The 26,312-nt window shown below is 45.7% G+C and carries 26 protein-coding genes; 9 read left to right on the top strand and 17 right to left on the bottom strand.

Annotation, left to right across the window (positions count from 1 at the left end):
- Positions 1–87 precede the first annotated feature (87 nt).
- Positions 88–1,305 (bottom strand): MFS transporter, encoded by a 1,218-nt coding sequence (locus LIN78_RS00600; protein ID WP_227177452.1) that lies wholly within the window; start codon positions 1,303–1,305, stop codon positions 88–90.
- 79 nt (positions 1,306–1,384) lie between these two features.
- Between LIN78_RS00600 and LIN78_RS00595 the strand changes: the two genes are divergently transcribed.
- A complete protein-coding gene (locus LIN78_RS00595) occupies positions 1,385–2,368 on the top strand; it encodes a LysR family transcriptional regulator (protein ID WP_227177450.1) in 984 nt (327 codons plus the stop codon).
- Between the two features lie 8 nt (positions 2,369–2,376).
- Here the strand turns inward: LIN78_RS00595 and LIN78_RS00590 are convergent, their stop codons facing one another.
- From LIN78_RS00590 to LIN78_RS00580, 3 genes are all read right to left on the bottom strand, one after another.
- Positions 2,377–3,240, bottom strand: coding sequence for a DMT family transporter (locus tag LIN78_RS00590; RefSeq protein WP_227177448.1), 864 nt, complete (start codon positions 3,238–3,240; stop codon positions 2,377–2,379).
- Entirely contained in the window at positions 3,237–3,818 is a 582-nt protein-coding gene (locus LIN78_RS00585) for a TetR/AcrR family transcriptional regulator (protein WP_227177446.1), read from the bottom strand. Before LIN78_RS00585 ends, LIN78_RS00590 begins: the two co-directional genes overlap by 4 nt.
- A 153-nt stretch (positions 3,819–3,971) precedes the next feature.
- Positions 3,972–4,940, bottom strand: coding sequence for a phytanoyl-CoA dioxygenase family protein (locus LIN78_RS00580; RefSeq protein WP_227177444.1), 969 nt, complete (start codon positions 4,938–4,940; stop codon positions 3,972–3,974).
- A 128-nt stretch (positions 4,941–5,068) separates the two neighbouring features.
- On the opposite strand from LIN78_RS00580, the gene LIN78_RS00575 reads away from it, so the two are divergent.
- From LIN78_RS00575 to LIN78_RS00565, 3 genes are all read left to right on the top strand, one after another.
- Complete coding sequence (locus LIN78_RS00575; protein ID WP_227177442.1) at positions 5,069–5,926, top strand: helix-turn-helix domain-containing protein; 858 nt, start codon at positions 5,069–5,071, stop codon at positions 5,924–5,926.
- A 101-nt stretch (positions 5,927–6,027) separates the two neighbouring features.
- Positions 6,028–6,645, top strand: coding sequence for an FMN-binding negative transcriptional regulator (locus LIN78_RS00570; protein WP_227177440.1), 618 nt, complete (start codon positions 6,028–6,030; stop codon positions 6,643–6,645).
- Between the two features lie 123 nt (positions 6,646–6,768).
- A complete protein-coding gene (locus LIN78_RS00565) occupies positions 6,769–7,533 on the top strand; it encodes a hypothetical protein (RefSeq protein WP_227177438.1) in 765 nt (254 codons plus the stop codon).
- A 24-nt stretch (positions 7,534–7,557) separates the two neighbouring features.
- Here the strand turns inward: LIN78_RS00565 and LIN78_RS00560 are convergent, their stop codons facing one another.
- From LIN78_RS00560 to LIN78_RS00550, 3 genes are all read right to left on the bottom strand, one after another.
- Positions 7,558–8,238: a DUF1345 domain-containing protein gene (locus LIN78_RS00560; protein ID WP_227177436.1), complete on the bottom strand. Its 681-nt coding sequence runs from the start codon at positions 8,236–8,238 to the stop codon at positions 7,558–7,560.
- Positions 8,239–8,388: 150 nt separating this feature from the next.
- Positions 8,389–8,655, bottom strand: a complete 267-nt coding sequence (locus LIN78_RS00555; protein ID WP_227177434.1) for a hypothetical protein — start codon at positions 8,653–8,655, stop codon at positions 8,389–8,391.
- Between the two features lie 88 nt (positions 8,656–8,743).
- Positions 8,744–9,073: a hypothetical protein gene (locus LIN78_RS00550; protein ID WP_227177432.1), complete on the bottom strand. Its 330-nt coding sequence runs from the start codon at positions 9,071–9,073 to the stop codon at positions 8,744–8,746.
- A gap of 348 nt (positions 9,074–9,421) precedes the next feature.
- On the opposite strand from LIN78_RS00550, the gene LIN78_RS00545 reads away from it, so the two are divergent.
- The 3 genes from LIN78_RS00545 to LIN78_RS00535 all read left to right on the top strand — a co-directional run bounded on the left by LIN78_RS00545 (position 9,422) and on the right by LIN78_RS00535 (position 13,705).
- The gene (locus LIN78_RS00545) at positions 9,422–10,297 is read left to right on the top strand and encodes a hypothetical protein (protein ID WP_227177430.1); all 876 of its coding nucleotides are present in this window, start codon (positions 9,422–9,424) and stop codon (positions 10,295–10,297) included.
- Between the two features lie 212 nt (positions 10,298–10,509).
- Positions 10,510–11,283 carry a hypothetical protein gene (locus tag LIN78_RS00540; protein WP_227177428.1) on the top strand — a complete coding sequence of 258 codons (774 nt, stop codon included), beginning with the start codon at positions 10,510–10,512 and terminating at the stop codon, positions 11,281–11,283.
- Between the two features lie 466 nt (positions 11,284–11,749).
- Positions 11,750–13,705, top strand: a complete 1,956-nt coding sequence (locus tag LIN78_RS00535; protein ID WP_227177426.1) for a methyl-accepting chemotaxis protein — start codon at positions 11,750–11,752, stop codon at positions 13,703–13,705.
- 656 nt (positions 13,706–14,361) lie between these two features.
- Here LIN78_RS00535 and LIN78_RS00530 read toward each other — a convergent pair.
- The 3 genes from LIN78_RS00530 to LIN78_RS18470 form a co-directional block, all read right to left on the bottom strand.
- Positions 14,362–14,814 (bottom strand): hypothetical protein, encoded by a 453-nt coding sequence (locus tag LIN78_RS00530; RefSeq protein WP_227177424.1) that lies wholly within the window; start codon positions 14,812–14,814, stop codon positions 14,362–14,364.
- 2 nt (positions 14,815–14,816) lie between these two features.
- Complete coding sequence (locus LIN78_RS00525; RefSeq protein WP_227177422.1) at positions 14,817–15,266, bottom strand: hypothetical protein; 450 nt, start codon at positions 15,264–15,266, stop codon at positions 14,817–14,819.
- Positions 15,267–15,344: 78 nt separating this feature from the next.
- The gene (locus LIN78_RS18470) at positions 15,345–15,698 is read right to left on the bottom strand and encodes a DUF6862 domain-containing protein (RefSeq protein ID WP_505744252.1); all 354 of its coding nucleotides are present in this window, start codon (positions 15,696–15,698) and stop codon (positions 15,345–15,347) included.
- 229 nt (positions 15,699–15,927) lie between these two features.
- On the opposite strand from LIN78_RS18470, the gene LIN78_RS00515 reads away from it, so the two are divergent.
- The gene (locus tag LIN78_RS00515; RefSeq protein ID WP_227177418.1) at positions 15,928–16,146 is read left to right on the top strand and encodes a hypothetical protein; all 219 of its coding nucleotides are present in this window, start codon (positions 15,928–15,930) and stop codon (positions 16,144–16,146) included.
- 675 nt (positions 16,147–16,821) lie between these two features.
- On the opposite strand, the gene LIN78_RS00510 is transcribed toward LIN78_RS00515, so the two are convergent.
- The 7 genes from LIN78_RS00510 to LIN78_RS00480 form a co-directional block, all read right to left on the bottom strand.
- The gene (locus LIN78_RS00510) at positions 16,822–17,214 is read right to left on the bottom strand and encodes a hypothetical protein (protein ID WP_227177417.1); all 393 of its coding nucleotides are present in this window, start codon (positions 17,212–17,214) and stop codon (positions 16,822–16,824) included.
- A gap of 174 nt (positions 17,215–17,388) precedes the next feature.
- Positions 17,389–18,546, bottom strand: a complete 1,158-nt coding sequence (locus LIN78_RS00505) for a ribonucleotide-diphosphate reductase subunit beta (protein WP_227177415.1) — start codon at positions 18,544–18,546, stop codon at positions 17,389–17,391.
- Positions 18,547–18,728: 182 nt separating this feature from the next.
- Entirely contained in the window at positions 18,729–19,040 is a 312-nt protein-coding gene (locus LIN78_RS00500; RefSeq protein ID WP_227177413.1) for a hypothetical protein, read from the bottom strand.
- Between the two features lie 69 nt (positions 19,041–19,109).
- Positions 19,110–21,998 (bottom strand): ribonucleoside-diphosphate reductase subunit alpha, encoded by a 2,889-nt coding sequence (locus LIN78_RS00495; protein WP_227177411.1) that lies wholly within the window; start codon positions 21,996–21,998, stop codon positions 19,110–19,112.
- Between the two features lie 472 nt (positions 21,999–22,470).
- The gene (locus LIN78_RS00490) at positions 22,471–22,911 is read right to left on the bottom strand and encodes a MarR family winged helix-turn-helix transcriptional regulator (RefSeq protein WP_227177409.1); all 441 of its coding nucleotides are present in this window, start codon (positions 22,909–22,911) and stop codon (positions 22,471–22,473) included.
- A complete protein-coding gene (locus LIN78_RS00485) occupies positions 22,908–24,509 on the bottom strand; it encodes an MDR family MFS transporter (protein ID WP_227177408.1) in 1,602 nt (533 codons plus the stop codon). Before LIN78_RS00485 ends, LIN78_RS00490 begins: the two co-directional genes overlap by 4 nt.
- Before the next feature lie 109 nt (positions 24,510–24,618).
- Positions 24,619–25,572 (bottom strand): LysR substrate-binding domain-containing protein, encoded by a 954-nt coding sequence (locus LIN78_RS00480; protein WP_227177406.1) that lies wholly within the window; start codon positions 25,570–25,572, stop codon positions 24,619–24,621.
- 143 nt (positions 25,573–25,715) lie between these two features.
- On the opposite strand from LIN78_RS00480, the gene LIN78_RS00475 reads away from it, so the two are divergent.
- Positions 25,716–26,312, top strand: coding sequence for an FMN-dependent NADH-azoreductase (locus tag LIN78_RS00475; RefSeq protein ID WP_227177404.1), 597 nt, complete (start codon positions 25,716–25,718; stop codon positions 26,310–26,312).

Raw genomic sequence — 26,312 nt, 5'->3', positions numbered from 1 at the left:
TCATACAAAACCCAAGGGTGCAGCAAATTTCAATTGTTAATAGCGAGCACTATTTCCATAATTAACGACTGAATTACAGAAGCTTGCCTAGCGTTGACGTAAGCGAACCAACCAAGCAAGTCCACCGCAAATCGCACCAAATATTGTCACCGCCAACCAGCCAAAGTGACCAAGTAAGTAAGCGCCAATGGCCGCACCGGCAGACATGCCAATAAACATGCCGGTTAGCAGCACAGCGTTAAGGCGGCTTCGCGCTCTCGCATCTAAACGATACACAATACTTTGGTGTCCTATCATGGTGACTTGAACGCCCATATCAAATCCCACCGCACCAATCACCAGAATCCAAAGAGCAATTGCAGGAGAAACAAACACACTACCCATCATAAAAATAAACGATATAGCAGTCAGAATTGCCCCCACTTCGGTTACTTTTTGCGGCCCAGAACGGTCTGCGAGCTTCCCGGCAATGGGGGCAGCTAAGGCACCTGCGGCTCCCGCCAAGCCAAAAGCCCCGGCAATTGCACTACCGAAGTGAAACGGAGCGCCATGTAGCATCACTGCTAGCGTTGACCAAAATCCACTAAAACCCGCGGAAAGTAAGCCCTGAGTTAATGCAGCAGCGCTTAAAGAGGGATACTGCTTTAAAAGGTGCAATAAACTCATTAATAACTTAGCGTAAGATAACTGGCTAGTTGGTTTAAAACTAGGTAACCCTTTTGCAATCGCTACAACAACAAGACTCATCGCCACGCCAGCCGCAATAAACACATACCGCCATCCAAGATAATCTGCAATAAACCCACTCACCACCCTAGAAAGCAAAATACCAAGTAATAAGCCGGTCATCACTGTGCCAACTACCTGTCCTTTTTTAGCTTCTGGCGCCAAGGTTGCCGCAGCAGGAACAATATCCTGCGCCATGGTCGCCGCCATTCCAATCACAAAACTGGCGAGTAGTAGATGAGATAATTGCATGCCTGCGCCAAATGCAAACAAGGCCAATGCAAGCAACACCCCTTTAAGAAGAATGATCTGCTTACGATCAAACCGGTCACCCAATGGAGCAAGTAGCAAAATACCCAAGGCGTATCCAATTTGGGTGATGGTCGGCACCCAGCCAATGCCGCTTTCTGAAACTTGCATCTGGCTTGCCAAGGCACCAAGCATTGGCTGGCTGTAATAAATACTAGCAACGGCTAGCCCCACACTAATGGCCATCAGTAGCACTAGTGCACGTGAAATATCTAGGTCTATTTTGATGCCTGTTGGCGGTGTAGCGGCCAAGCTTTGCGGTTCACTCATGATATTTCTTTCTTTGCTAATCTAATGAATGCACCTATTCTGATCATTTATCTTATTTATTTGTAGTAGCGAATTTTGTATGATGCTCATACACTTAACGCATAACCATACTCTCATGACGCCAGCCTCTCGAAAAATTGCTTTTGATCGCATAGAACTCATCGAAACGTTTATCGCAATTGTTGATAGTGGCAATTTGTCTGCTGCTGCTCGTTTACTAAATACCACGCAACCGACGATTAGCCGGCGCCTGCAATTACTAGAGAGCTATTTAGGATTAAACCTAATTAAACGAACCACACATACACTGAGCCTCACCCCCGATGGGGAACGAAGTTATGAACGCTACAAGGCATTGTTAGCCACTTGGCACAACGTAGAATCTGACTTAATGCAGGCAAAAGAAGAGCCACAAGGCATCCTGCGCGTGTTAGCGCCACATGCGTTTGGGCAAGAGCAACTCATCGGCCCATTGGCGGATTACCTAGCAAAGTACAATCAAGTATCGGTGGAGTGGAATTTGCATGATGACCGCGCCTTTCATGATTTCATCGGTGAAGGGATTGATTGCGCGATTCAAGTGGGAGAGATCACTTACCCAGATATGGTGGCGGTCCCATTGGGGTTTATCGAGCGGATCGTGATTGCCTCGCCAAAGTGCTTGGCTAAATATCCCAAAGTAGAAAAGGTGACCGATCTGGCTAACTTCCCATGGGTGGCGCTCACTACCTTTTACCAAACCCATATTTCCTTAGCGCATAGTGAAACAAATGAAGAGGCCGTGCTTCGTTTCTTACCGAAACTACGTACCGACAATCTCTATGCCATGAAAAATGCCATTCTCAGCGGAATGGGAATTGGCGTAGGCTCACGCTGGGTAATGAATGATGCGCTAGATAAAGGGGATTTAGTACATCTACTACCAGATTGGCAGGCAACCCCTCTACCCGTTCACTTGGTTTACCCCTACGCAAAATTTTACCCAGCCCGCTTGCGTTGTTTTGTCGATGCCATGAAGCAAGTTTTACCGAGCGTGTTTGAACATGCAGCAAAACAAGCGTAAATCAACCATTAATCACTTGATGCAGTACTTTGTGCTTTAATCACAAAGAAATAAGACAACACGACAAGCCCTGCACCAGCAATGATTTGAATCGTTGGTACACCACCAAATAAACAAAAGTCGATCAGAATCGACCAGAGCAAACTAGAATACTCAAACGGCCCCATCGCACTGGCGGTCATCAGCCTGCTCGCTTTTAAAAAGAAGTACTGCGCTAGAAATACCTCAATCCCAAGTAGGCCATACAACTTAACACTTTCTAGGCGAATTAGCGGTTGAGATTGGTTAAAGCAAAGACTCAACACCAGAAACACAATAGAGATAACAAGCAGTTGTAGCGCAGGGTTAAACGCTTTAAACCCGCGTGCCGACACTACCGTAATTCCCCAGCAAGTCCCCGCCATCAACGCAAAAACCACAGGCCAGAATTGAAAATGCGCACTATCTGCGTTGGCTAACATAATGCCGAGTAGCCCAATAAAGGTAGATGCATAGTGAAAGCGGTTTAAGCGCTCTTTTAAAAACCAAGCAGATAAAAACATCACCACAAATGGCGAGACAGAGTAGGCAATCGTCACTAAAGACAAACTCATGTCTTTTGATGCGACATAGAAAAACCCGGCTGAACCAAATTGCGCTAACCCGATGAGACACAAAATAATGGTTTGCCGTGGCGTGATGGGCGTAAAGATTTTACGGTTAAAGACAACTAGCGAAATCACAATTGCAATGGCACTTCTGACAAAGAGAATCTGCCAGACAGAGTGATTCACCGTTAAGCTTTTGGCAGACGCATAATGCAACGTCCACATCAGATAGCTGAGTAAGATAAAGATAAGGCCTAGGCGCTCGGAAGAAAGTGTTTTACTCATGCTGGTTGGCCAAACAAAAAACGCATGCAGCCATCAACAAACTTTTCTAGCGCGGTAATATTTCTATCTACTTTAAATTTAATCAGCGCACCTTCATACGCGCAAATCACAAAATCCGCTGCATCTGCCGGTGTGAGCGAAGTAGCTAATTCGTTTGCAGATTGCGCGGCGAGAATTTCTGTTTCTAGGTGCGTACGCCAATCGGTAAATATCTGGTCTAACTTTTGGCGCACACTATCTGAACGCGCATTGGCACTTTGCGCCAACATGCCATATAAACAGCCTCGCGCCATTTCGTGTGCGCGTTGGTCTTCTACTAAAAAGAGAAGATAGTTGTGAATGCGCTGCTTTGGGGAGACGTCGCTTGAACTGAGTAATGTTTTCCGTGCATGGGTATAGAACGACTCATACTCCTCGATAATCGCCAATACCAAATTATCTTTCGACTTAAAGAAATGGTAGAACGACCCTTTCGAAGCATTCGCAGTTTTCAAAATATCTTCTAACCCCATGCCGTCATAGCCTTGCTGGATAATAGCGGCTAAGCCTGCTTCTACAATGTTTTCGCGCGTTCCCATTTTCTCCACCACTCACTCTTAATTGACTAGACCAGTCTTATCAGAAAGTATGCAAAAGGCTAGACCAAATAGCAAGTGTTAAATAGAAAAATGCCCTCTCGTCACAGAGGGCAAAGGGAGAAACCGATCCGATCAATCACTCATTTTTGTGAACTAAGCACGCTCCGAAAAGCTTTTTAATCCCAAAATTTTCTCACCTAATGGAGAAAGTACAGCCTGTGGGTACTTCGTTTTCTCCCACTCTCGTGGATCCCCAGGGAAGGCATAGCCAACAGGTGGCAGCCTTTCTTGCCACGATGTAACTCGTTGCTGTCGAAAGGCAAGATTCTCTTCATCTGCCGGTGCAAAAGAAATGTATTGTGCCAACCTTACCTCTTTCTCTGAGGTATTTGGGCGAATCCCATGGGCAAGCAAGGAATTAAAGATGAGTAAATCACCCGCTTGCAAGGGGATAAACGCCGGCTGCCATGGCAGATTGGCTACATCGGGTTGCCAAGGATTTCGCTCGGCAGGTGCTGTCGCTAACCATGACTCGAACTGCTCAAATAGTTTGGGAATACACTGAAAGCCACCGGTGTGCTCACTGGTATCAGACAAGGCCAACACACCTTGCACATTCACGGGAAGGGGGCGCAACGTTGTATCGGCATCCCAATGAATAAACCCATTAAACTTGCGCTTACCACGATTGGGGGTATTTAAATTGGCGCGATCAATGGTGACCCATAAGGCTTCCGTATCCCAAATATCGACAAATGCATCGTAAACGCGTTGATTCTGTCGATTATTCCACATGGTTTGATGGTGATACGCTTCCACCATGCCCGAGCCATTTAGCTCGACCATCTCATGGGATTTACGTTCTGTCTGATCCCAACTGCTTGGATCATTTCTATCTAGTTGCTGAAACTCCCATAAAAAATCCACAGTTTCATTCACCGCTTGTTGGCTAACCGCCTGCTTCACAATCACATAACCATAACGCTGCCAATGCGCAAAGTCTGCTTCACTCAGAACACGTAATGGGATTTGCTTTTGGATATCTCTTAACTGCACACGGTCGGTATAGGCCACACTTGGGTTACCGGGGCGGTTATCCCCATATTGGTAGCGATCATTCATTTTGTCTTCCTCTTTATCTTTTTAATGTGTGTTGCTAACTACATTTTCATGCGATACACGTTCAAAAATGGCTCATCACCAACCATAAATAGCCCTATACTAACCAAATTAACCACATACACATCCTCATGAAGCCACTTAGAGAACACCATCAAATCGAGGCAAATCGGTCTTGGGGCTTACTATGGCGAGAAATCGATAGCATCCCCTTTATCTGGCATTACCACCCAGAGTACGAACTGACCCTCACCTTAAACTGTAGCGGGCAACGTTTCATTGCCGATCAAATCGCGACTTTTGAGGAGGGAGATTTGGTTCTGGTCTGCCCAAACCAACCACATACTTGGTACGCCACCCAAAAGGTAGATGAGACTCAGCCCATGCTAGCCATTGTTCTTTGGTTTAGCCGGACATGGTTAACAGCGCTAGGCGAGTTAATTCCAGAATGGGGCAACATGGCACAATATCTCGCCAAACAAGAAAAAGGGCTTGTCTTTTCTAGGGAGGCGGCAAAAAACATCGCCCAAAAGATGCTGACCTTAAATGCCCAATCAGAAGCAGAGAAGACGCTTACGCTAATCTCCATTCTCTCTTTACTCACAGAGGACAAACACGCCACCACAGTGTCGACACAACCAGCATCGCCGCAGATCGAAGCCCCCCGGTTGCAGAAAGTCATGGATTATTTGCATACGCATTTCACAGAAGTATTAGATATAGCGCACTTGGCAGAGATGTCCGCCTTATCTGCTGGTGGCTTTCATCGTCTATTTAAGCAAAGCAATGCCTGCACCCCCGTCGAATACCAAAATCGATTAAGAATTGGACATGCTTGCCAGCAACTGATTAGTACGAACAAGCCCATCGCGTTAATTGCCGAAGAAGCAGGGTTTAGTTCGCTGTCTTACTTTAATCGCCTCTTTAAACAGATGCAGAAAGTAACGCCCTTCTCTTTCAGAAAGCAGTTTTTGAACCGCCGCGCTTAACACTACAAAATGGCTCTATCAACTATTAATAAATTGGCACTTTTAGCCAACCATTTTTCACACCATACTAGGCCTTCAACCGCTAACTAACATGGTGTGATATGTACTGCCCTGCCTCTTTTCGCCAAGACGATCCAAACACCCTTCATACGTTTATTCGTACCTACCCGTTGGGAACACTTATCACTAGCTGTCATGGGCTAGAAGCGAATGCCATCCCGTTTTTATTAGTCGAGTCCGAACAAGGACTGCGTTTACAAGCACACATTGCGCGGGCAAACCCACAACTCGCCGCATTAAAACAGGGTGGCGAAGTGCTCGTGATATTTAATGGCCCAGAAGCCTACATCACGCCGAGTTGGTATCCGAGTAAAGCACTACATGGCAAACAAGTACCTACTTGGAACTACACGATGGTACAAGTCAAAGGGACAGTAACCGTAATGGATGACAGTGAATGGGTCTATCGACAAATAGATCGACTCACCCAGCAACAAGAATCTGGATTAGTTGAACCATGGGCCGTTTCTGATGCGCCAGCAGACTATATTGCAACCCAACTGAAGGCGATTATCGGCATTGAAATTGCAGTGACATCAATAAAAGGAAAATTCAAGTTAAGCCAAAATCGCTCGACAGAAGATTTTCAAGGCGTAGTCGATGGGCTATCGCAATCCAATCAACTAGCAGTAGCATCACTCATGAAAAACCTCAAATAAGATCATTTCGCATTTAGAAATAATCAGGTCTTATTCAGCACAAGCGCAATATAACCTTGACGGTATGCTGGTCAAATCGCCCTAGTCTTTCCTAGCAACGCGACTATTAGGTAAGGAAACGCCATGCATACCACCAAAACAATCACATTGGCAGATTTTGTCTTTTATAAAGACAAGCAACCCACCTCTATCGCCGCCTTGCTGCCAGATTTTCAGGTAAGCGATCGGATTGGTGTAGTGGTTAAGCAACCAGCAGGTGCTTTGGGGGTTGCCTCGCTGCTCTTAGCCGCGAGCACGGTGTTTTACGATGAATACCGATCTAGGCTTGGCAATGAACCAGATAAACTTCGCCTCTATCCAGACTACTATGTTTTTCATGCAGGCGAATGCAGAGGCAACCATGCGCAGCTAGACATTTGGCCACCGCATAAAGAAGTGATCGTCGCCAATGATCCTGAGCAAATCTTAGAAGCCATTAATGATCGGGGCATTACTCGCTTATTGGTCGAAGACTCCCCAACCGGCCACGCGACTTTTTTAAGAGAAACGCTTTGCAGTGCAGACCATCGAATCAAAACCGTATTGGCTTACCGCAGAGAAGGCAATACCCCTAACGCCAACTTGCGTTGTGGACACTCACAAGTCGTTGAAAACTATATTCAGAAAATGCTGACAGACTCTCAAGTGGCTTGCGAGCTTTCTAATGCACTAACCGAGCAACAACAATCCGCCAGACAAGCATTACAGCAAGATGGGTTTTATACGGAACATTACCGTGAGATCAGTTTAGATGATGCGCTAGGCATGATGAGCTTTGAAACCAAGCAGTCTGAAACCACCGCGCATTATCTTGCCGTCAGCCACCCGAATGCAGGCTGCAATCGCTGATAAAAGCCACACATTGCAAAAGGCTTATACCAAACTAGACGCAATATTAATGGTCAGTGCAATCACCGTCGTATTAAAAAAGAACGCCAATATACAGTGAATAGCGCCGATTCTTCGCATAGATCGGCTGCTAAAACTCACATCGGCCGTTTGACCAGATGTGCCAATGACACACGAAAAATAGAAAAAATCGCTATAGTCAGGCGGTTGATCGCCAGGAAAAATTAAACCGCCCTGATGACTACGGCTAGTCGCTAAATAAAAATCATGTGCGCAATGAAGTGCGAACATCGTCTGGGTAAAAAACCAAGACGATGCAATCGTCAGCGCGGCCAGTGCAATATGGGCCACCCGATCTACCCCATGCAAATCTTTGACTACCGCCAGCTCGGCAAAGATGGCGCCAATGCATGTTAAAGCGGACACCACCACCAGCAATAGCACCCAAAATCGCCCATCATCTTCTCTAATTGCACGCTGGCGCATTTTTTCATGCGTAGACGCAAACATCATCTGCAAAGCAAGCAGCAGATATAACACCGCACCAATATTCCACGCAATTATCCAGCGTGTGACGCCATTCACCACCCAACCCACAGGCGCTAGAAAGTAAGCTAAAAAGGCGATTGCAATGGCAATCATTAAACGAGGGTGACTACGCATCCACATAGGATACATTCTTACAGCATCTGCATTGACAGGCATATTAATAATCCCTTCTTCCACGTCATGCCAAGCACCATACAAGTGGCAGTAGCATACTGCAAAAATGCCAACGCCAGACTAGCGCAGGAAGAAAGAAAGTGAGCGTAATGCCACAGATTGCGGCGTTGAAATAAACCAAATAGAAATCGATTAACCCAACCGCTTCTTCTCAAACTGCTGCAAAAACGCATCCGCAATCTGAAAAGACTTTACCAACACCTTCTCTGTGTTAATGCTTAGCCCCGTATCGTTTTTGCTAATAAATGCCTGCATCGCTTCTTTGGCTGTTTCTTTAATGATCGCTTGGCGAATCATGTCATCCAACCACGCCTCTCCGCTATCTGGTACTTGTAATGCAATCGCCGCTTTTGCTCGGTCGCTTAAATTTGCGTTTGTAAATAAATCATCCATTTTCATTTTTATACCTCACCGCATTCGCAACCGAAGTCAGTTTGGGACATCGGTTGCGTAGAAGAAAATCCACTACATCGTTAAATCACCCTTGTTAAGAGATTTTTTTCTGCACTTTGTTCGCTTGGTGATGTAAAACTTTTTGCTGAGCCTTTGTAATATGCCCACCATTTACTTTTGCCATTGCCTGTTCTTCTTTACGAATATGGTGGTTTTGTTGATGTAATTTCTTGGCTTTTACCTTCGTCATTTCACCAGTTTTTACTTCGTGGTGAATCGCCTTATTTTGTTCTTTCAACTGCGCATTCACTTCTGCACGACGAGGATGCTTTTTGGCCCACTGACCATCTGCCGCATTTACAGACACCATGGCAGACGCAGTTAATAGACCTAGCACAATCACAGATAATTGACGAATTTTCATGGCATTTCCCCTTGTTTTACCGAATGTAGCAGGCACGATATTTACCTACTTATTCTATAAAACGAGCGGGGTTTAACAACCGTAGACAAACCATGGGGAATGAAACTGTAAAGATTCAATAGAAAATGTAACAAGCAATTTACACTTTTTTGATACATGTTTTTCGTAAGCTAAATGATGAACTCTAGTATTTCATTTCCAAAAAATCGACGGTGTTTGTGAATACGACAATCCCAATGTGTACGATCACAAATAGTAGTCACCCTCCACTTGTAAATATTTGTCAATATGCCAATTGATTGTAAGGTAGAATGCTTTCTGCATAAAACCACAACAATTGAGAACAACATGAAATCCATTGCCATTACGGTCATCCTCAGCGCTGCATTTGCTAGCCTTGCAAATGCCGCAGAATATTCGCCTTATCCAAAACAGGGTGTTTATAGCGGAACCGATCAACAATTTGAACGGGAATTAACCATTCAACCAAATGGAAAATTCACCTTAGAAGTGATGCAAAAAGGGAAAGCAGGCAATCTACGCAGTGGATCAGGCGAAGGTAAATTGGCAGATGCGCCTGGTGGTTGGGATTTTAGCGAAGGCCGCTGCAGCATGACCCTAAAACGCGCCTCTGGCGGCATGAAGCTACACGTAGAAGGATGTAGCGGCTCATGGGGCGACGTTCCATTTGATGGCCTCTACAAACCGGCAAATGGGGCAGACAGCGCAGCAAACGAAAGCAGCAACAGCAAAACTACCGCCAGCGCAGCGACAACTGGAAACCTACCTAGCCGTAAAGAGTTACTCAACCACTGGATGGACCTGCAAGTCTTTACCGTTGCAGGTAAAAATATCACCGCCATGGCCAAACCAATGGCGGGAGACCCAAAGCTAGCGCAAATCGAAAAGTATGCGCAAGCAGCTTTCATTATTGATGTCAGCAGCAACTACGCCGCCATGTCTGCAAATGATCAGGCCAAATCACCTGTAAACATGGTGAATATTCCGCTACCTAAGCTAGCAGCAAATGAAGGCATCTTGTTTCAGGCTGGCTGCACATCTGGCAAATTAAACAACGTGATTGCAATTAACGTCTCTCGCCAACAAGGCAATAACATGCAAAGCCACCGAACTAGTGCGTGGATGTTAGATAGCAGTTTTCAAGCCAAAGAAGTGAAACCCGCCAACAAAGTGAAGTGCCCGGAGATTTCGTCAGAGTATTGATAGAACTGGGAAGCTTGAGAAAGCAACCTAATGAAATTGGCCATTTAGATTAGGGATGGCCAATTTCATACAACCGGGCAAGTCACTCAATACTTTTATTAGGCTTACCTAGATTCATCTTCTCAATCGCTGGTCATGCTCTCAGTTACCAATAAACTTTTACCATTCATGAATTTGCCATTCACATTAAAACTCAACAGGACAGCAATAAAATGACAATAGCTTACTATGGGTCTTTTCCTTGCAAGGTGAGAGAAGCCGTTTCCAATGAAGATCTTCTTCGAATGGAGAATGCGAAGTCTCGAGGTTTGCATACGCTAAATTTAATGAGGAATAATCCAACAGAGGAAACACGAAACAAACCAGAAAGCGAGTGGAGCTTCTTAATGGCCGTTGGAGAACCAGGCAACTATACCGTGGTTGAGATGAAAATATCGGACTGTCTTGCGGAAGCTGCTCCATTAGAAGAGCTTGCAAAACATTGCACTAACTGTAAGTGGAATGTTCGATCAACAGATTTTGGTTGTGGAGGTAGTATTCACTATCCTATCTCACAAAAGGCGGAAGAGTGGCTAGTTTCTAAACTACCATCAGATCTAAACACCAAACGCGGATTAAAGTTATTAAAAGCGCTAAGTGATTTTCACTACGATGGTGTAGAAGTTGATGAATCAAGGAAGCGTGGAGCTTTATTTGAATCAGCGTCATCAGTTAAACGCCACTGGCCTCGATTTAAAGTTTGGAAGAGAACAATCACATCAAGCCAAATTTTTCATATGCTATTTACGCTAGGTGACCTTCCTCCATCGCACACCAAATTAAGTGCATATTTTCTCGGCGTTTTAGATGAAAATGAAGAAAACATAGATGACTTGTCCAACACTCCACATGAAGATGATGATCAAACTATATTCGAGTTAAAACAATTCTTCTCCATTGCCGCTCTGGCAAGTAAGAACAGTACCTCAGTATTTATTGACGCTTAAAATAAAAAGGGGCTTCTACTCTCAGAAACCCCTTTTCACTTATCTAAGTTACAACCCAGAATTTCAATCGGCGGCAGCCTGAAAGCAATGCATCTACCTTCCCGAATACGTAGAGCCAATAGGAGGATGAAGGAAGTTTATGGATCACGTTAAGCCGTTCGCCTTCATTTCAGGCAAAAATTCTTAAATCATTTATTAATCAATAGCATAAGTGATTTCTACAGCGTTCATTAGTTTGCAGTGGGCCATAGAGCCTCGGCAACTAAAACACATATTTTAAAGATTTCAGCCATACTAAAATTGAAAAAAAATATACGAATATTTACCAGTCACATTTCTCGTTTGCTTTTAAACTCTTCGTACTGACGGCTGCATCTATTCAGACTACAATCTGACTACATCTCAGGGTGTTTGAGCAATTTCGGCAGTCGTTTGAGAGACACGAAGTTTCACAGAGGAGGCACACATGAAAATTAAAACTCGCCTAGCAATTTGTTTCGTTGGAATCGCTACTTTACCTGTACTACTCATTTCTGGCTTTGCAATTTCGAGTCTGCGCCAACAAGCCATCGACAATTTTGTGGACTCTAGCACAAGAGAAATCCGACAAGTTGATACCGCTTTTACTCAGTACTTTAATGATATAGGGGAAAATGTTCGTTTCTTTGCTAAACACCCCAATGTCCATTCGATGGATGGGTCGGTAACGAAGTATTTAGACAACCCCGGAAATGAAATGACGCCTGACACCAATGGCGGCGTTGAGAGTGACATATTTAAACTATTCGACCAGTTCGGCAGCACCCATCCGGCCTATGCATATATCTATACCGGTAATAAAGAGGGTGGATTCATTCAGTGGCCCAAAGGTAAAGTCATGAAGAACTATGACCCGCGCAAACGGCCTTGGTATGAGAGTGCAATGAAAGAGCCTGGCAAGCTAGTAATGACAGAGGCGTATTATTGGGCTCCTGACGATGCAGTGATTGTAAGTACAGTCCAGAGCCTGGATACGACATTAGGTACAAACTCTGGAGCGATTGGCATTGATGTCTCCATGAAGAAACTGACCGATGTGGTAAAGCGCATCAAGATTGGAGACAGCGGTTATTTGATGATGGTGGAGAACAGCGGCACAGTTCTAGTAGATCCATCTAAACCTGCTAGTAACTTTAAAAAGCTAGCCGAACTTGGTGGCGCCTATCAAGTGTTAGCTAATAGCACCACAAATTTGGAACATGTTGAAATTGATGGCACTGCCTATATGGCGAATATCTATCAATCACCTAAGTTAGGATGGCGTTTTATCGGCCTCACCAAAGAGAGTGAAGTGTATGCGGCCGCAAACAAAGTCACATTGATCATGCTAGTTGCAACGGCTGTACTAGCCATCCTGTTTGGACTTGCTGGCTATGGATTTGCAGGGTTGATTGTTAAACCTATTCAGCGCGTATCACAGGGGCTTCGAGAAATGGCTCAGGGAGAGGGAGACCTGACCAAAACCCTTCCTGTAAAAGGTAACGATGAAACAGCAGAACTTGCATCACTGTTTAATCAGTTTCTAGCATCTATTCGCACGCTCGTTAGTCAAATTAGTCAAACGGCTAGTGAAGTCAAACAAGTTTCTGCCGATACATCTAAAGTTTCGGGTGATATGGCGAACAATGCCAGACGCCAAAGCGCCGCAGTAGATCAAACCAAGTCGGCCTGCCATGAAGTCGCCTCATCATCTCATGACGTGGCACAGGCGTGTAATCAAGCGGCAAGTGCGGCGGATAGTGGCAGCCAATATGCTCACGCAGGTGAAGCGCTCATCGGAAATGCAGTGTCACAAGTCAGTCGACTCAACCAAGAGATTCGACAAGCAGCGGATGTGATTAGTCGTCTAGATCAAAACAGCCAAGACATTTCACAAATTCTAGGTACTATCCAGAATTTAGCTGAACAAACCAATTTACTAGCGCTTAATGCCGCCATTGAAGCAGCAAGAGCAGGAGAACAAGGAAGAGGTTTTGCGGTAGTAGCTGATGAGGTTCGTAAATTAGCTGAACGTACCGCCTCTTCTACGCTAGAAATTAAAACGATGCTTGATCGCTTAACCAGTGGCACACAGCAGGTTGTAATAACCATGAGCGCAAGCCGTGAAACCTCTGACACAGTCTTTTCATCTATTGAAAAAGTCACCTCAAACTTTGGGGAAATCCTAGAAGCCGTTGCACACATTCGAGATATGAACATTCGAATTGCCACTGCAGCCCAAGAGCAAAATCAAGCTGCAAATAATATTGACCATAATATGGGGCAATTACACGAGGAGGCGAATCGGGTCGCAGAAGTTTCTGAACATGCTCATGGAAATGCTGCCAGATTAGAAACGCTGGCAGATAACCTAAAGGCCCTAGTAGGTAGATTTAAGGTTTAATTAAGCGCTAGAGTTCACCACATTCATTAATGGAAGAAGAGAATACCGAAAGCAAACGATTTCTCTAGAACCCAACCGCAAAAAACAACCCTTTAGGTGAGTGGACCTAAGCAAGGAAACTTGCCTAGATCCACTTTTTATTTATGTGCCAATAAATTGCAGATTCGCCCTTGGCGTCGGGGGACATCAAGTACTGACCAAAAGCGTGGACGTAGTACTGGAAGACAGGCTTGGGGCATGCAGAAGTTCGTCCATGCGCTCAATGAAATTGCATCGAAAGTACTGGATGACTTCATCAATGGACTTTCCGAAGAATCACTTGTGTAGATAGGGAACGTCGAGATCGGTTTCGTATCCGGACCACACTTCCTTGCCTGGGATCTTCCGTCGCGTGGATTTACACTTGTTCTGCATGGCCTAACCCAGGGCTAACCGGCGCTGCGCGGCCTTATCGCGCAGCTTCCAGCGACTGAAAGGAGCGAGGTTGAGAACCATGTTAGGGCTATTTTTTGCAAGCAACACACGGTAATTGTCGGCAACGTTGTTTTCTGGGCGTCGCATGATGCGATTAAGAGCCCCCCCCCAAGGAGGGTGGTTTGAGTTAGCCCAAGCACCCGCACACCAGAAATAGCGCCTGTCTTTACAACTGATTAACTTCACCAGATATCCAGCTCAGGAAGCCAGCCGGCCTCAAGCCTGTTTCTCAAAAGAGAATCATTCCAAACACCCAGAATAGGAAGTCTCCTTTGCTCATTATTTAACTCACCAACCATCCACTCTTGCTCTCCATTCCAAAGCCACCAAGTATCCACCTTTTTGGTAGATTGATTTACAACTCCATGCCTGAAAAATGGTACTACAGCATGTTCAGGAATTGGATAACATCCAACTTTACTTATAAGATTTTTTTTCAAGCAAGCTGAAACAGGGAAAAAGCACCAAAAATTACTTTCAACTTGTAAACGATCAGGAGAAAAACAATCATCAAAAGGAAATACACCTGGCACGACGCGAATTAAGCTGCCATATGTTTTGTTAATTTTAATAAACTGAAAGTAACCGACCCCTGAATCAGTTTCAATTGAAAATGTATCGCCTGCTTTTAACATGTCTAAAACCATTGATAACCGATTGATCTTAACAACGCTCGACCTCGCTGTATTGAATTACTATAAATTGGATTTGTAACAGCAATACTATTTATCTTGTTAAGCAATGCTCCACCATTTTTACCTAGCCCATAATATTCAATTAGCGTTTGTTCGACAGCCCGAGCATCTGCCCTTGATATATTCTGCAGACCTGGAATTGCAGAAATAGAAATACCTTTCTGTGAGAGGCGTGCCACTGCTCTTGATGGCAAATCATCAGTAATACCTATAAATTGAATCGTACCATCCTCTATGTACGACACGTAGACAGATGTCTTACCTATGGATGGTGTAATATTCGTACTACCACCTATTGCCCTTGAGCTCAATCCTGTCTCGATCAAAAATAATTCGCTGACCAAACCTTTCTGAGCAAGCTTGAGAACAATACTAGTTGCCCCACCTGACATGATAAACTCGGTAACCTTGTCACCCAGATTAACAAGGGGTTCTTCGCCGATTTTATACTCGTAGGATACATTATTTAGTTATTTGTAAAGTGTAGCCAGTTCACCTTTTGTGGCTTCTAAGGCTGATTTTTGCTCCTGTAACAATTGATCGTACATTTCCGGAGTACATCCAGCCATTACCACCGAACACCCCGTTGCGCCCTTAGCCTGCAAGCCTGCAATTCGTTGTTCTTGGATGATTATTTTTCCTAGAAATTCTTGCATAGACCGACAGTCGTCTGGTTTGCATGTCTGGATAAAGTCATCAATAGCTTTGTCTCGTGCTATATCTAGAGTAACTAGCTGATTTCTCAATTTGCACGCAGCAGCATCGCCTTGGATACATTTTTGCTTTGCTACAGCTAGCTGATGTAGATGATTTTGATAATTGATAATATAGATTAAATAATTTTATTATTTAATAAAAAACTTGAACTCTTTCAGCGTTAGAAGTTCATTTCTCAAGTTCTCGCTTCCGCTTGTCGGCTATTTCGTTGCAACGCCCTACGTCACCACAGAGTCATCCTTATCGTACATCGACCGGCAGTCCCTCACTGACTTGGTGCCTCTCACATGAAATACAGTAATATTGCAGATAGACAACGTTCATTTGGAGAATGACATGAGTAGACTGACTATCAATTTATCTCATGAGATTGATCAAAAGCTAACAGACATAGCCAACCGGAACGGCATCACCAAAGCAGAGGCCATGCGTAAGGCGTTTGCGCTACTAGCCGTTGCTGACTCGCTAAAACAACGTGGGAATTCGCTTGGGATTGTCAGAGAAAATGGAAACGAGCATCGACTAGAAGTCGTAGGAAGTGTGATAGGTCTTTAAGGGAAAAACAGGAACAAGTTGCTAATTAAGTACAGAGGCTCAAACTCCAGTTTTGTTGTCAGCCCATTATTTCGCAGCGACCTTCAAAGTCTCCAGCGATAACACCTCATCGTACATTGGCCAATCCTCCCTCGCTATAACAATGAAAACACCGCAACAGATTATTGATAAGGCGTTGCGTTGACGTATTGAAGCTACACAGGTTACGTCCAGTTGTCAGTTAAACAGCAGATCGTGAACCCGTAACACTCTCTATCGCTCCAGTTTCCCGACCTCCATCTGCTCCCGAAACATCCTTAACGCAGGAGTTTCACCCCCTGTTATTTCGATTTTGAATCTAGCGTAAGCACTTTCAAGACCTAGGTATTTACGCAACTGCCCTTCGTCGAATAAATAGTCGCCCGGCACAGCTTGCCAATCGACAGGCGAACTTATCGCGCCTGTCTTCGCATCAAGCAAGAGTCTGCGCAAAGCAGCCAACAACAGAGCTGCGTCATCACTAAGAGCCGCATATCGCTGAAGTAGCAACTCTAGATTCTCTGCGCTTTTCCTAAGAGCTTCTTGATCCAGGGTATCTCCCCTATGGGCTTGTTGCCGACTAGAACTAGATCCGTCCAAGCGCTACGATTTGGCACAATTTATTAAGTTGCTCCGCCCGCAAAGGCGATGGCAATATCAATCAAACGCAACTTTGCAGTCGGCTAAAGCAAATGATCGTCCATCTGAAACAACGATCCGATCACCATCTACTCTTGCAAGCAGCAAATTAAGTTGGCGCGCACCACACTCAATGTCCTTGCGCCACCCATCAACGTCCCCGTGGTAGCCGACTGGATGAAAGAGGGTTCCATCTGGCAACCAAAGACGGCAACCTTGCGATGTCCTCCCCCCTTGCTTCGCATGTCGTGGGCTAACATCTTTTGTTAGTCTATTGAACTGAGTGAGGAAATCCGATGTGCCGTCGTCGGAGAAGTAAACAATCTCCTTTCCTTCCCTGACAACTGTTCCTGGTATTACCTTCTCAAATCCAATCGGACCACCAAGTATTTTTTCCATTTGACTAGACATAGGAGAGGAGGCTCTCGAGGTTAGAGCTAGAGTTTTTGGTACCGAATGGAGTTATTGAATCTACAGGTTCAGAGACCTTCAGTGGCCCGAAGTACCTCTAAACCTGTTTTCAAGCAGTTCTCACTGCAAATTTGTTTGACGTTTTTGCAAACTTATCGGTCGTTCGATGAAGACCTACTCCCAGTTCAACGCGCCGCCGGTCTGGTACTCTGTCACGCGCGTTTCGAAGAAGTTCTTCTCTTTCTTCAAGTCGATCATTTCAGACATCCATGGGAATGGGTTGTTTACGCCTGGGAACATTGGCTCTAGGCCGATCTGCTGCATACGGCGGTTGGCAATGAAGCGTAGGTATTCTTTAAACATGCTAGCGTTTAGACCCAACACGCCACGTGGCATGGTGTCTTCGGCGTAGGCGTATTCTAGGTCTACAGCCTTGCGGAATAGGTCTTCTAGTTCACCTTTGAAGCTATCAGTCCACAAGTGTGGGTTTTCTAGCTTGATGGTGTTGATCAAGTCGATACCAAAGTTGCAGTGCATGGATTCGTCACGCAAGATGTATTGGTACTGTTCTGCGGCACCAGTCATTTTGTTTTGGCGGCCAAGCGCCAAGATTTGCACGAAACCAACGTAGAAGAACAAGCCTTCCATAATGCAGGCAAACACGATCAGCGATTTGAGCAATTGCTGGTCGGTTTCTGGCGTACCGGTTTTGAATTCTGGGTTAGTTAGCGCATCGATGAACGGGATCAAGAATTCATCTTTATCACGGATCGATTTGATCTCGTGGTAAGCGTTAAACACTTCGCCTTCATCCAAACCCAAGCTTTCAACAATGTATTGGTAAGCGTGAGTGTGAATCGCTTCTTCAAACGCTTGGCGTAACAAGAATTGACGGCATTCTGGTGCAGTAATTTGGCGGTATGTACCCAACACAATGTTGTTTGCTGCCAAGCTATCTGCAGTCACGAAGAAGCCTAGGTTACGTTTCACCAAACGGCGTTCGTCTTCTGTCAGACCGTTAGGGTCTTTCCATAGCTCGATGTCACGCTGCATGTTCACTTCTTGTGGCATCCAGTGGTTTGCACAAGTCGCTAGGTATTTTTCCCATGCCCATTTGTATTTGAATGGAACTAGCTGGTTAACGTCGGTCATGCCGTTGATGATACGTTTGTCGACCACGTTAATACGATTGGTACTAGCAGACACCATGCTACTAGCTTGTTGTTGTGCTGCAGAGGCTGCGTAAACTGGCGCAGGATCTTTCAAAGCTGGCGCAGATGGCGCTGCAGCAGGTTGGGTTTGGGGTTTGATTTCGTCGTCCCAGCTTAGCATGGTGTGATACTCCTAATATTTTGCGTTCGGCAGCTACTACTTTGACTAGCAGCCCTGCCGATAAATTCCGATTTCACATAGGGTTAATGTTTAGTGAGACACACTGACTAGCGACTCACAAGGTTGCCCATTTGCTGTGAAAGGCATGCAACCGAATTGGCAGCCGAAGCTGCCTTTACTTCTCAACGCCTGAACCATGTCCACCATCGTTGCCACCAAGGGGCAATACGAGGGTTAGGAGGGGCTTGCTCATTGTCTGGTTGGGCGGTTTGCGAAATGACTTCTGCTATCGCTTCGGTTTGTAAATAATCTGATGCTTGGTTGATAGCAACCGTTGTTTCTACCAACGCTTCGATCACTTCATTTACGACCGGTACCTCAGCTGCTGCTTCTGTCTGATTATCTGGCGTTTCCTCTGCCGTTTCGGATGCTTCGTCTGTGATGACGGGCATCTCGTTCGCTTCGGTTACATCAAGTACTTCAACAGGCAGCAAGTTTTCCGCTACTGGCTCCGCTTCCAGACAGGGAGGCTCGGCCTCCCCTTCTGTTTCCGGGCGATCAGTTCACTGGCAGCTTTCGCAATCTGGATTGTCGATGCTGCAGAACTTCACATCACTTGCTGGTTCTACTGCGGCTGCAGCGGCGAGTGCCGTTGCTGCTTCTGCGGCAGCAGATACGCCACCACTGACTGGTACGGCATTCAGTTCACCACCACGGCCAGTAGATTTCTCTGCTGAAGTCGCTGCCAAGGTACGTAGATAGTAAGTCGTCTTAATACCTTTCACCCAAGCTAGTTTGTATAGGTCATCTAGTTTCTTACCAGATGCGCCTGCAACATACAGGTTGAGTGACTGACCTTGGTCAATCCATTTCTGACGGCGAGAAGCCGCTTCTACTAACCAGCGTGGATCTAGTTCAAACGCGGTCGCGTACAAGTCACGCAAGTCTTGTGGTACACGGTCGATACGGCCTAGCGAACCATCGAAATATTTCAAGTCGCTAACCATGACTTCGTCCCACAAGCCACGTGCTTTTAGTTCACGTACCAAGTAGTCGTTCACCACGGTGAACTCACCAGACAAGTTTGATTTCACAAACAAGTTTTGGTAAGTAGGCTCGATAGAAGCCGATACACCAATAATGTTAGCAATTGTCGCTGTTGGGGCAATCGCCAAGCAGTTTGAGTTACGCATACCGTACTCTTGGATACGGCTACGTAGTGATGCCCAATCTAGCGTGGTGCTGCGATCCATTTTCAGGTATTCGCCGCGTGATTCTGCTAGCAACTCGATAGAGTCGATTGGCAGAATGCCTCGATCCCACAAGCTACCTTTGAAGGTGTGGTAACGGCCACGCTCTTCTGCTAGCTCTGAAGAAGCCCAGTATGCGTGGAACGCAACGTGTTCCATAGAGCGATCAGCAAATTCCATCGCAGCTTCGCTACCGTAAGGAATACGTAGTTCGTGCAAGCAATCTTGGAAGCCCATGATACCCATACCCACTGGACGATGACGCAAGTTTGAGTTGCGTGCTTTCTTCACTGGGTAGAAGTTGATGTCGATCACGTTGTCTAGCATACGCATCGCGATTTTCACGGTGCGTTTTAGTTTTTCGGTATCGAGCACCTTGCCACCATTGCCATCGTCTTTTAGGTGAGCCACTAGGTTGATCGAACCTAGGTTACACACCGCAATTTCGTTGTCGTTGGTGTTTAGTGTAATTTCTGTACACAGGTTAGAGCTGTGAACCACGCCAGAATGCTGCTGTGGGCTACGCAAGTTACATGGGTCTTTGAAGGTAATCCATGGGTGGCCTGTTTCAAACAGCATGGTCAGCATTTTGCGCCATAGGCTTAGTGCTGGCACTTTCTTAGAAAGACGCATTTCGCCACGTTCTGCTTTCGCTTCGTAACGGGTGTATGCGGCTTCAAATGCTTTACCGTATAGATCATGTAGATCTGGTACTTCAGATGGGCTAAATAGTGTCCAGTCTGCGCCTTCCATCACACGCTTCATGAACAAGTCTGGAATCCAGTTTGCGGTGTTCATGTCGTGCGTACGGCGACGGTCATCACCGGTGTTCTTACGCAACTCTAGGAATTCTTCGATGTCTGCGTGCCAAGTTTCTAGGTAGGCACATACAGCACCCTTACGCTTACCACCCTGGTTAACCGCAACGGCCGTGTCGTTCACCACTTTTAGGAATGGCACCACGCCTTGTGATTTACCATTTGTACCTTTGATATGGCTACCTAGTGCACGTACTGGTGTCCAGTCGTTACCCAAGCCGCCAGCGTATTTAGATAGCAAGGCGTTTTCTTTAATCCCTTCGTAGATGCCGTCTAGGTCATCTGCAATGGTAGTTAAGTAGCAAGAAGACAATTGGCTATGCAAGGTGCCAGAGTTAAACAAGGTTGGTGTAGATGACATGAAGTCAAAGCTAGACAACACTTGGTAGAACTCGATCGCACGGGTTTCACGATCGATCTCGTTTAACGCCATGCCCATCGCGACACGCATAAAGAATGCCTGTGGCATTTCGATACGTGTACCGTGTACGTGCAAGAAGTAGCGGTCGTACAGGGTTTGTAAGCCTAGGTAACCGAATTGGTAATCGCGGTCTGCATCTAGTGCGGCAGCTAGTTTTTGCAAATCGAACTGCGCTAGTTTCGAATCCAGAATATCGGCTTCGATACCCTTTTTGATGAAACGTGGGAAGTAATCTGCATAACGCTCAGCCATTTCTTGTTGGCTAAGCTCTTCGCCCATGATTTCACGGCGAATGGTATTTAGTAGCAAGCGAGCAGTCACAAAGTTGTACGCTGGGTCTTGCTCAATCATTGCGCGAGCGGCAAGGATAGTAGACTTACGTACTTCTTCTGCTGGTACGCCGTCGTATAGGTTTTTCAGGGTTTCAGCGAGTAGGTGATCGATATCAACAATCGATTCATAGCCTTTTGCGGCAGACTCGAACAAGTCGCGCAGTTTTTTCATGTCTAGTGGGCTAGAAGAACCATTTTCAGCAATCACATTAATTGCTAAGTGGTGTTCTGGCGCACCTTGCGCATGACGCTCACGGTTACGTTCTTCACGGTAAAGCACGTAGGCACGTGCTACATCGTGATCACCAGAACGCATTAAAGCGAGTTCAACTTGGTCTTGTACGTCTTCAATATGAATCGCACCGCCCTCTGGTTTGCGGCGAACGCATGCGTTCACTACATTTTGGGTCAGTGTTTCAATGGTTTCACGCACACGTGAACTTGCTGCGGCTTGGCTGCCATGTACCGCGATAAACGCCTTGGTCATCGCGACAGAGATCTTTACGGGTTCGAATGCAACCACAGAACCATTACGACGAATGATTTTGTAATTGGCATAGGTGCCCTGATCCTGATGATCCAGTCCAAAAGAGTTGGTTTCTGGCAGCGTAGGTTCAGCAACAGTTTGCATGCATGGCCTCCAATGTAAGCGGGGTAAATCAGTTGTTCTACTGAACGTGGATAGTTCTGTGAACAAGCTGTGGATAATTTGTGAATAACCACTACATCTAGTGTTTATTCTTTAAGACTGCACCAATTCTAGTGCTAGAAAAATTAATTCGCAAGATTGATTTTTCTAAAAAATCAGGTATAGGGAAATAGCTGTTTATGACTATGTTCTTTATAAATCAGCAGGATAAATGCATTTATTCATGCGAATATGCTAAGAAATGTAAACGAACTTTAGTTTATAAATCAGGAAGATAGCGGCGAAACCTAAAGTGTGTGTTTGAGGCAAAAAAAGATCAAAAAACAAGGAATTTAGTCGGCAAAATTTTTTTATGACTGATTTGCCTTGCGTGTAGCGCAAAACACTACATTTAGTGTTTTGCGCAAAGAATAAGCAAAATATAGGGAATGAACTGGAGTAAGAATCCCTAGATCTAGGGTTGGTCCGTACCTTCTACCGACTGAAAGCGCTGCTCTAATCTGCTTAATACTTGTTCAACCATGCTAAGTTGCTCTTCTGAAAAGCCTGCCAACGCATCATTCAGGAAGGTTTGGCGCTTCGGGCGCAGTTCGGCCAAACGTTTTTCCCCTTTTGCGGTCAGCGTGACAATTGTGTGGCGATTGTCTTTTAGATCACTTTCTCTTTTTACCAAACCATCTAGTTCTAGTTGTTTCATTTGTCTGGTTAATGAAGCTGGATCAATACCAATGACTTGCGCTAGTTGTTTTTGGCCAACTGGCGCATGCTTTTCTACTTGTAACAAGATTCGCATCTTTGGTAGCGCCTCTCCTACTTCGCTCTCGAAGGCGCTATACATGGCCCGACTTGTTCGGCCAAGTTGCTGCAGTAAATTTCGTTCTAAGGAATAACTCATATGCCTTCATCCATCGTTGCGGCGTTTTTTTTATCTTTAGTAATTTTAATGGGTGGCAGTAATAACACCAACACAAAGGCGACCACCAGCATCACCGCCACCATCATTTGACTGGTATGCACAGAAGCAACTAGGGATGAACGGGCTTCTTCAAAATAGGTGAGGTAATTTCTACCCGCCATAATCAATTGAGAAACCACGGTTTGGTGTTGAGAGCCAGCAATGAGCGATTGCGGATCATACAAGCCTTGCGACCACGGTTGATCAGCATACTTACCTAGCCGTTCGCTTAACCCCGCAGCGTATTGGTGATTCACCCATGTACCAATTAGCGCGGTGCCCAACATTCCGCCTGTCATACGGAGCGATTGCAGCATGGCGGTTGCAATCCCTAGCTGAGCCTTATCCGCGTTGTATTGCACAAAAATCGTTAGGTTGGGTAGGGTTAATCCCAGTCCTAAGCCTGCGGCCGCCATAATACACATAATGACTTCATGTGGCATGTGCACGTTCATGCGTGTCATACAGAGTGCAGCACCAGCAAATAGTGTAATCCCCACATACAACATGCGTTTAGGGTGCTCTAGGTGAATCACAATCCGGCCATTCACAATGCTGCCAATCGTGATACTGACGACCAACGGGGTAATTAGTAACCCTGCCTGATCTGGTGTTAGCCCAAAGCCACCTTGGAACATGAGTGGTGCGTAATACATAATCCCAAATAAACAAAACCCCATCACAAGAGACAAAACAAACAGGTTTCGCAAACTCTTTGATGTCAGCATCGATAGCGGAATCAGAGGAGAAACCGCTCTTTTCTCTTGCCAGACAAATAAGCCAATCGCAGCCAGTGATAACGTACCAATCAAGCTAAGCGTCCACACAGAATGATGCGTTGGCAGCCATTCGACAAACAATTGCAAACCACCTAAGCCAATGGCAATGAGCAATGCCCCCGGCCAATCGAGTGCGGCGGGTGGCTTGTCTGAGTGACGAATTAGCGGCAAATGTCTTGTTAAAAACCAAAGACTCATCATGCCAACCGGTAAGTTGACATAGAACACCCAGCGCCAACCGTACCAAGTGGTGAGAAAACCGCCTAATGAAGGGCCAATCGCATTGGCAATACCAAAAGCACTACTAAACATCACTTGCCAACGTAAGCGTTGGTGCGCATCTGGGAACATATCGGGCACGCAGGCAAAAGCAGTGCCGACTAACATGCCGCCACCAATCCCCTGCAGCCCCCTCGCTAACACCAGTTGCAGCATGGTTTGCGCTAGGCCACACAACATCGAAGCGAGGGTAAACAGGACAATCGCGGCCAAGACAAATGGCTTTCTGCCATATTCGTCGCCCAGCCGACCAAAAATAGGAATCGTAATCACGGAGGTAAGTAGATAAGAAGTCCCCACCCATGCATATAGATCATAACCATGCAGTTCCGCCACAATAGTCGGCAGCGCCGTACCAACCACGGTTTGGTCTAAGGCCACCATCATCAAGACAAAACACAAGCCAATCATTGCAAATAGCTTGGGGCGCATGGCCGGAGACAACGCGGGGTATTTTTCTAATATGGCGGGCGAAAACATATAATTGACTTATCAATAATTGATATATCAATAATAAACCTCTCGATTAGAATTGTCTTCTGTATTTACACTTTTTACAGATTAGATAGTTTGAACCACATTTGAACAACTACAAGCGAATAGACACGCCGACTTCGGTCGCCAACTTTGGCAATGCACAAGCCAAGGTATCAATAAAAACCCTCACCGCAGGTACCAGACCACGTCTAGTCGGAAACACAATATGCAAGTTACCCTCTGGCAGATTCCAATCCGGCAGCAAAACTTGTAGTTTGCCAGTGTCTACGGCGTGTTTACACAAAAAGTCTGGCAAGACCACCGCCCCTACCCCGCCAACCGCTGCTGCGTGGAGCAAGAACATATCATCAGTGACTAATTTTGGCGTGTGCGGCACCGATACGGATTGGCCACCAGATTCAAACCCCATTAAATAGCGCCCATCGTAAGGCACCATACTGAGGGTATCTGTCCCGGTAATATCACGCGGATCGCTAATAGGTGGGTGACGCGCAATCCAATCAGGGCTGGCAAACAAATGCGAAGAGCTAAAGCCAAAACTCCGCATAACTAAAGAAGCATCTTCATACGCTACAGTTCTCACCCGAATCGCGACATCAATGCCATCTTCAATTAAATCGACTCGTCGATTCGTTGCATCTAAATGGACAGACACTTCTGGGTATTGCCGCATAAATTCCGGCAAGATTTCGGTCATCAATCCTTGAGATAAAACAATTGGGCAACTGACACGAATCGGGCCTCGGGGCGTATTGTTAAGTTGCCGAACGGTATCGTCTGCTTCTTGTGCCGCAAGCAACATACTTTGGCAATGCTGCAAGTAGCGTTGGCCAACATCCGTGAGCGCTAAGCTACGTGTGGTTCGCTGCAGTAAGCGAACGCCCAATTGCTTTTCTAGCTCGGCAACTCTTCTAGATAATCTCGATTTAGGAATCCCCAGCACTCTGCTTGCAGATGCAAAACCACCTTGCAAAGCAACTTGGGTAAAAAAGAACAGATCATTCCACTCTGGTCCACCACTATTAATCGGAAGAATTTTGCTCATTTTTCTCTCCAAATCGATTGATTGTTGCAATCATAGAACAATCAATCCGTTTTTAGCTAGCTAATCAAACAGAATAGATCGTGGAATACTTCATCCCATGCAACACACAACCACATTGGTTTGATTGACAAAAGGATACCACCATGAAAATCTTGCAAATTGATTCTAGCCCACTAAACGATTACTCAGTTTCTCGCAAACTAACTGCTTCTATTGTGAAACAGTTGCAAGCGAAAAACCCAGGCGCGACCGTTACCCAACGTGACTTAGTTGCTAACGCACCATCACACTTGTCTACCGCTGTATTAATGGCTGGCCAGACAGATCCATCTGCTTGGAGCGAAGAACTACGTGCAGATATCGGCATGGGCGAAACCATCTTGGCTGAAGTCAATACAGCAGACGTGATTGTGATTGGCGCACCAATGTACAACTTCTCTGTACCTAGCCAATTAAAAGCATGGATCGACCGTATCGCAGTTGCGGGCAAAACTTTCAAATACACCGAAACAGGCCCAGTTGGTCTATTGACCGGTAAAAAAGTAGTGATCGCTTCTTCTCGTGGCGGTGCGTACGGTGAAAACAATGCACTTGATCACCAAGAAAGCTACTTGCGTACCGTGCTAGGTTTTGTTGGCCTTACCGATGTTGAAGTAGTTCGCGCTGAAGGCGTAAACATGGGTGAAGAAGCGAAAGCCGCGGCGATTGCTTCAGCCGAAGCAAAAATTGCAGCACTGTAA

This window comes from Leeia speluncae, from assembly GCF_020564625.1.
GTDB lineage: Bacteria > Pseudomonadota > Gammaproteobacteria > Burkholderiales > Leeiaceae > Leeia > Leeia speluncae.
The sequence above is the reverse complement of the archived record's forward strand: the minus strand, read 5'-3'. Positions and strand labels throughout refer to the sequence as shown.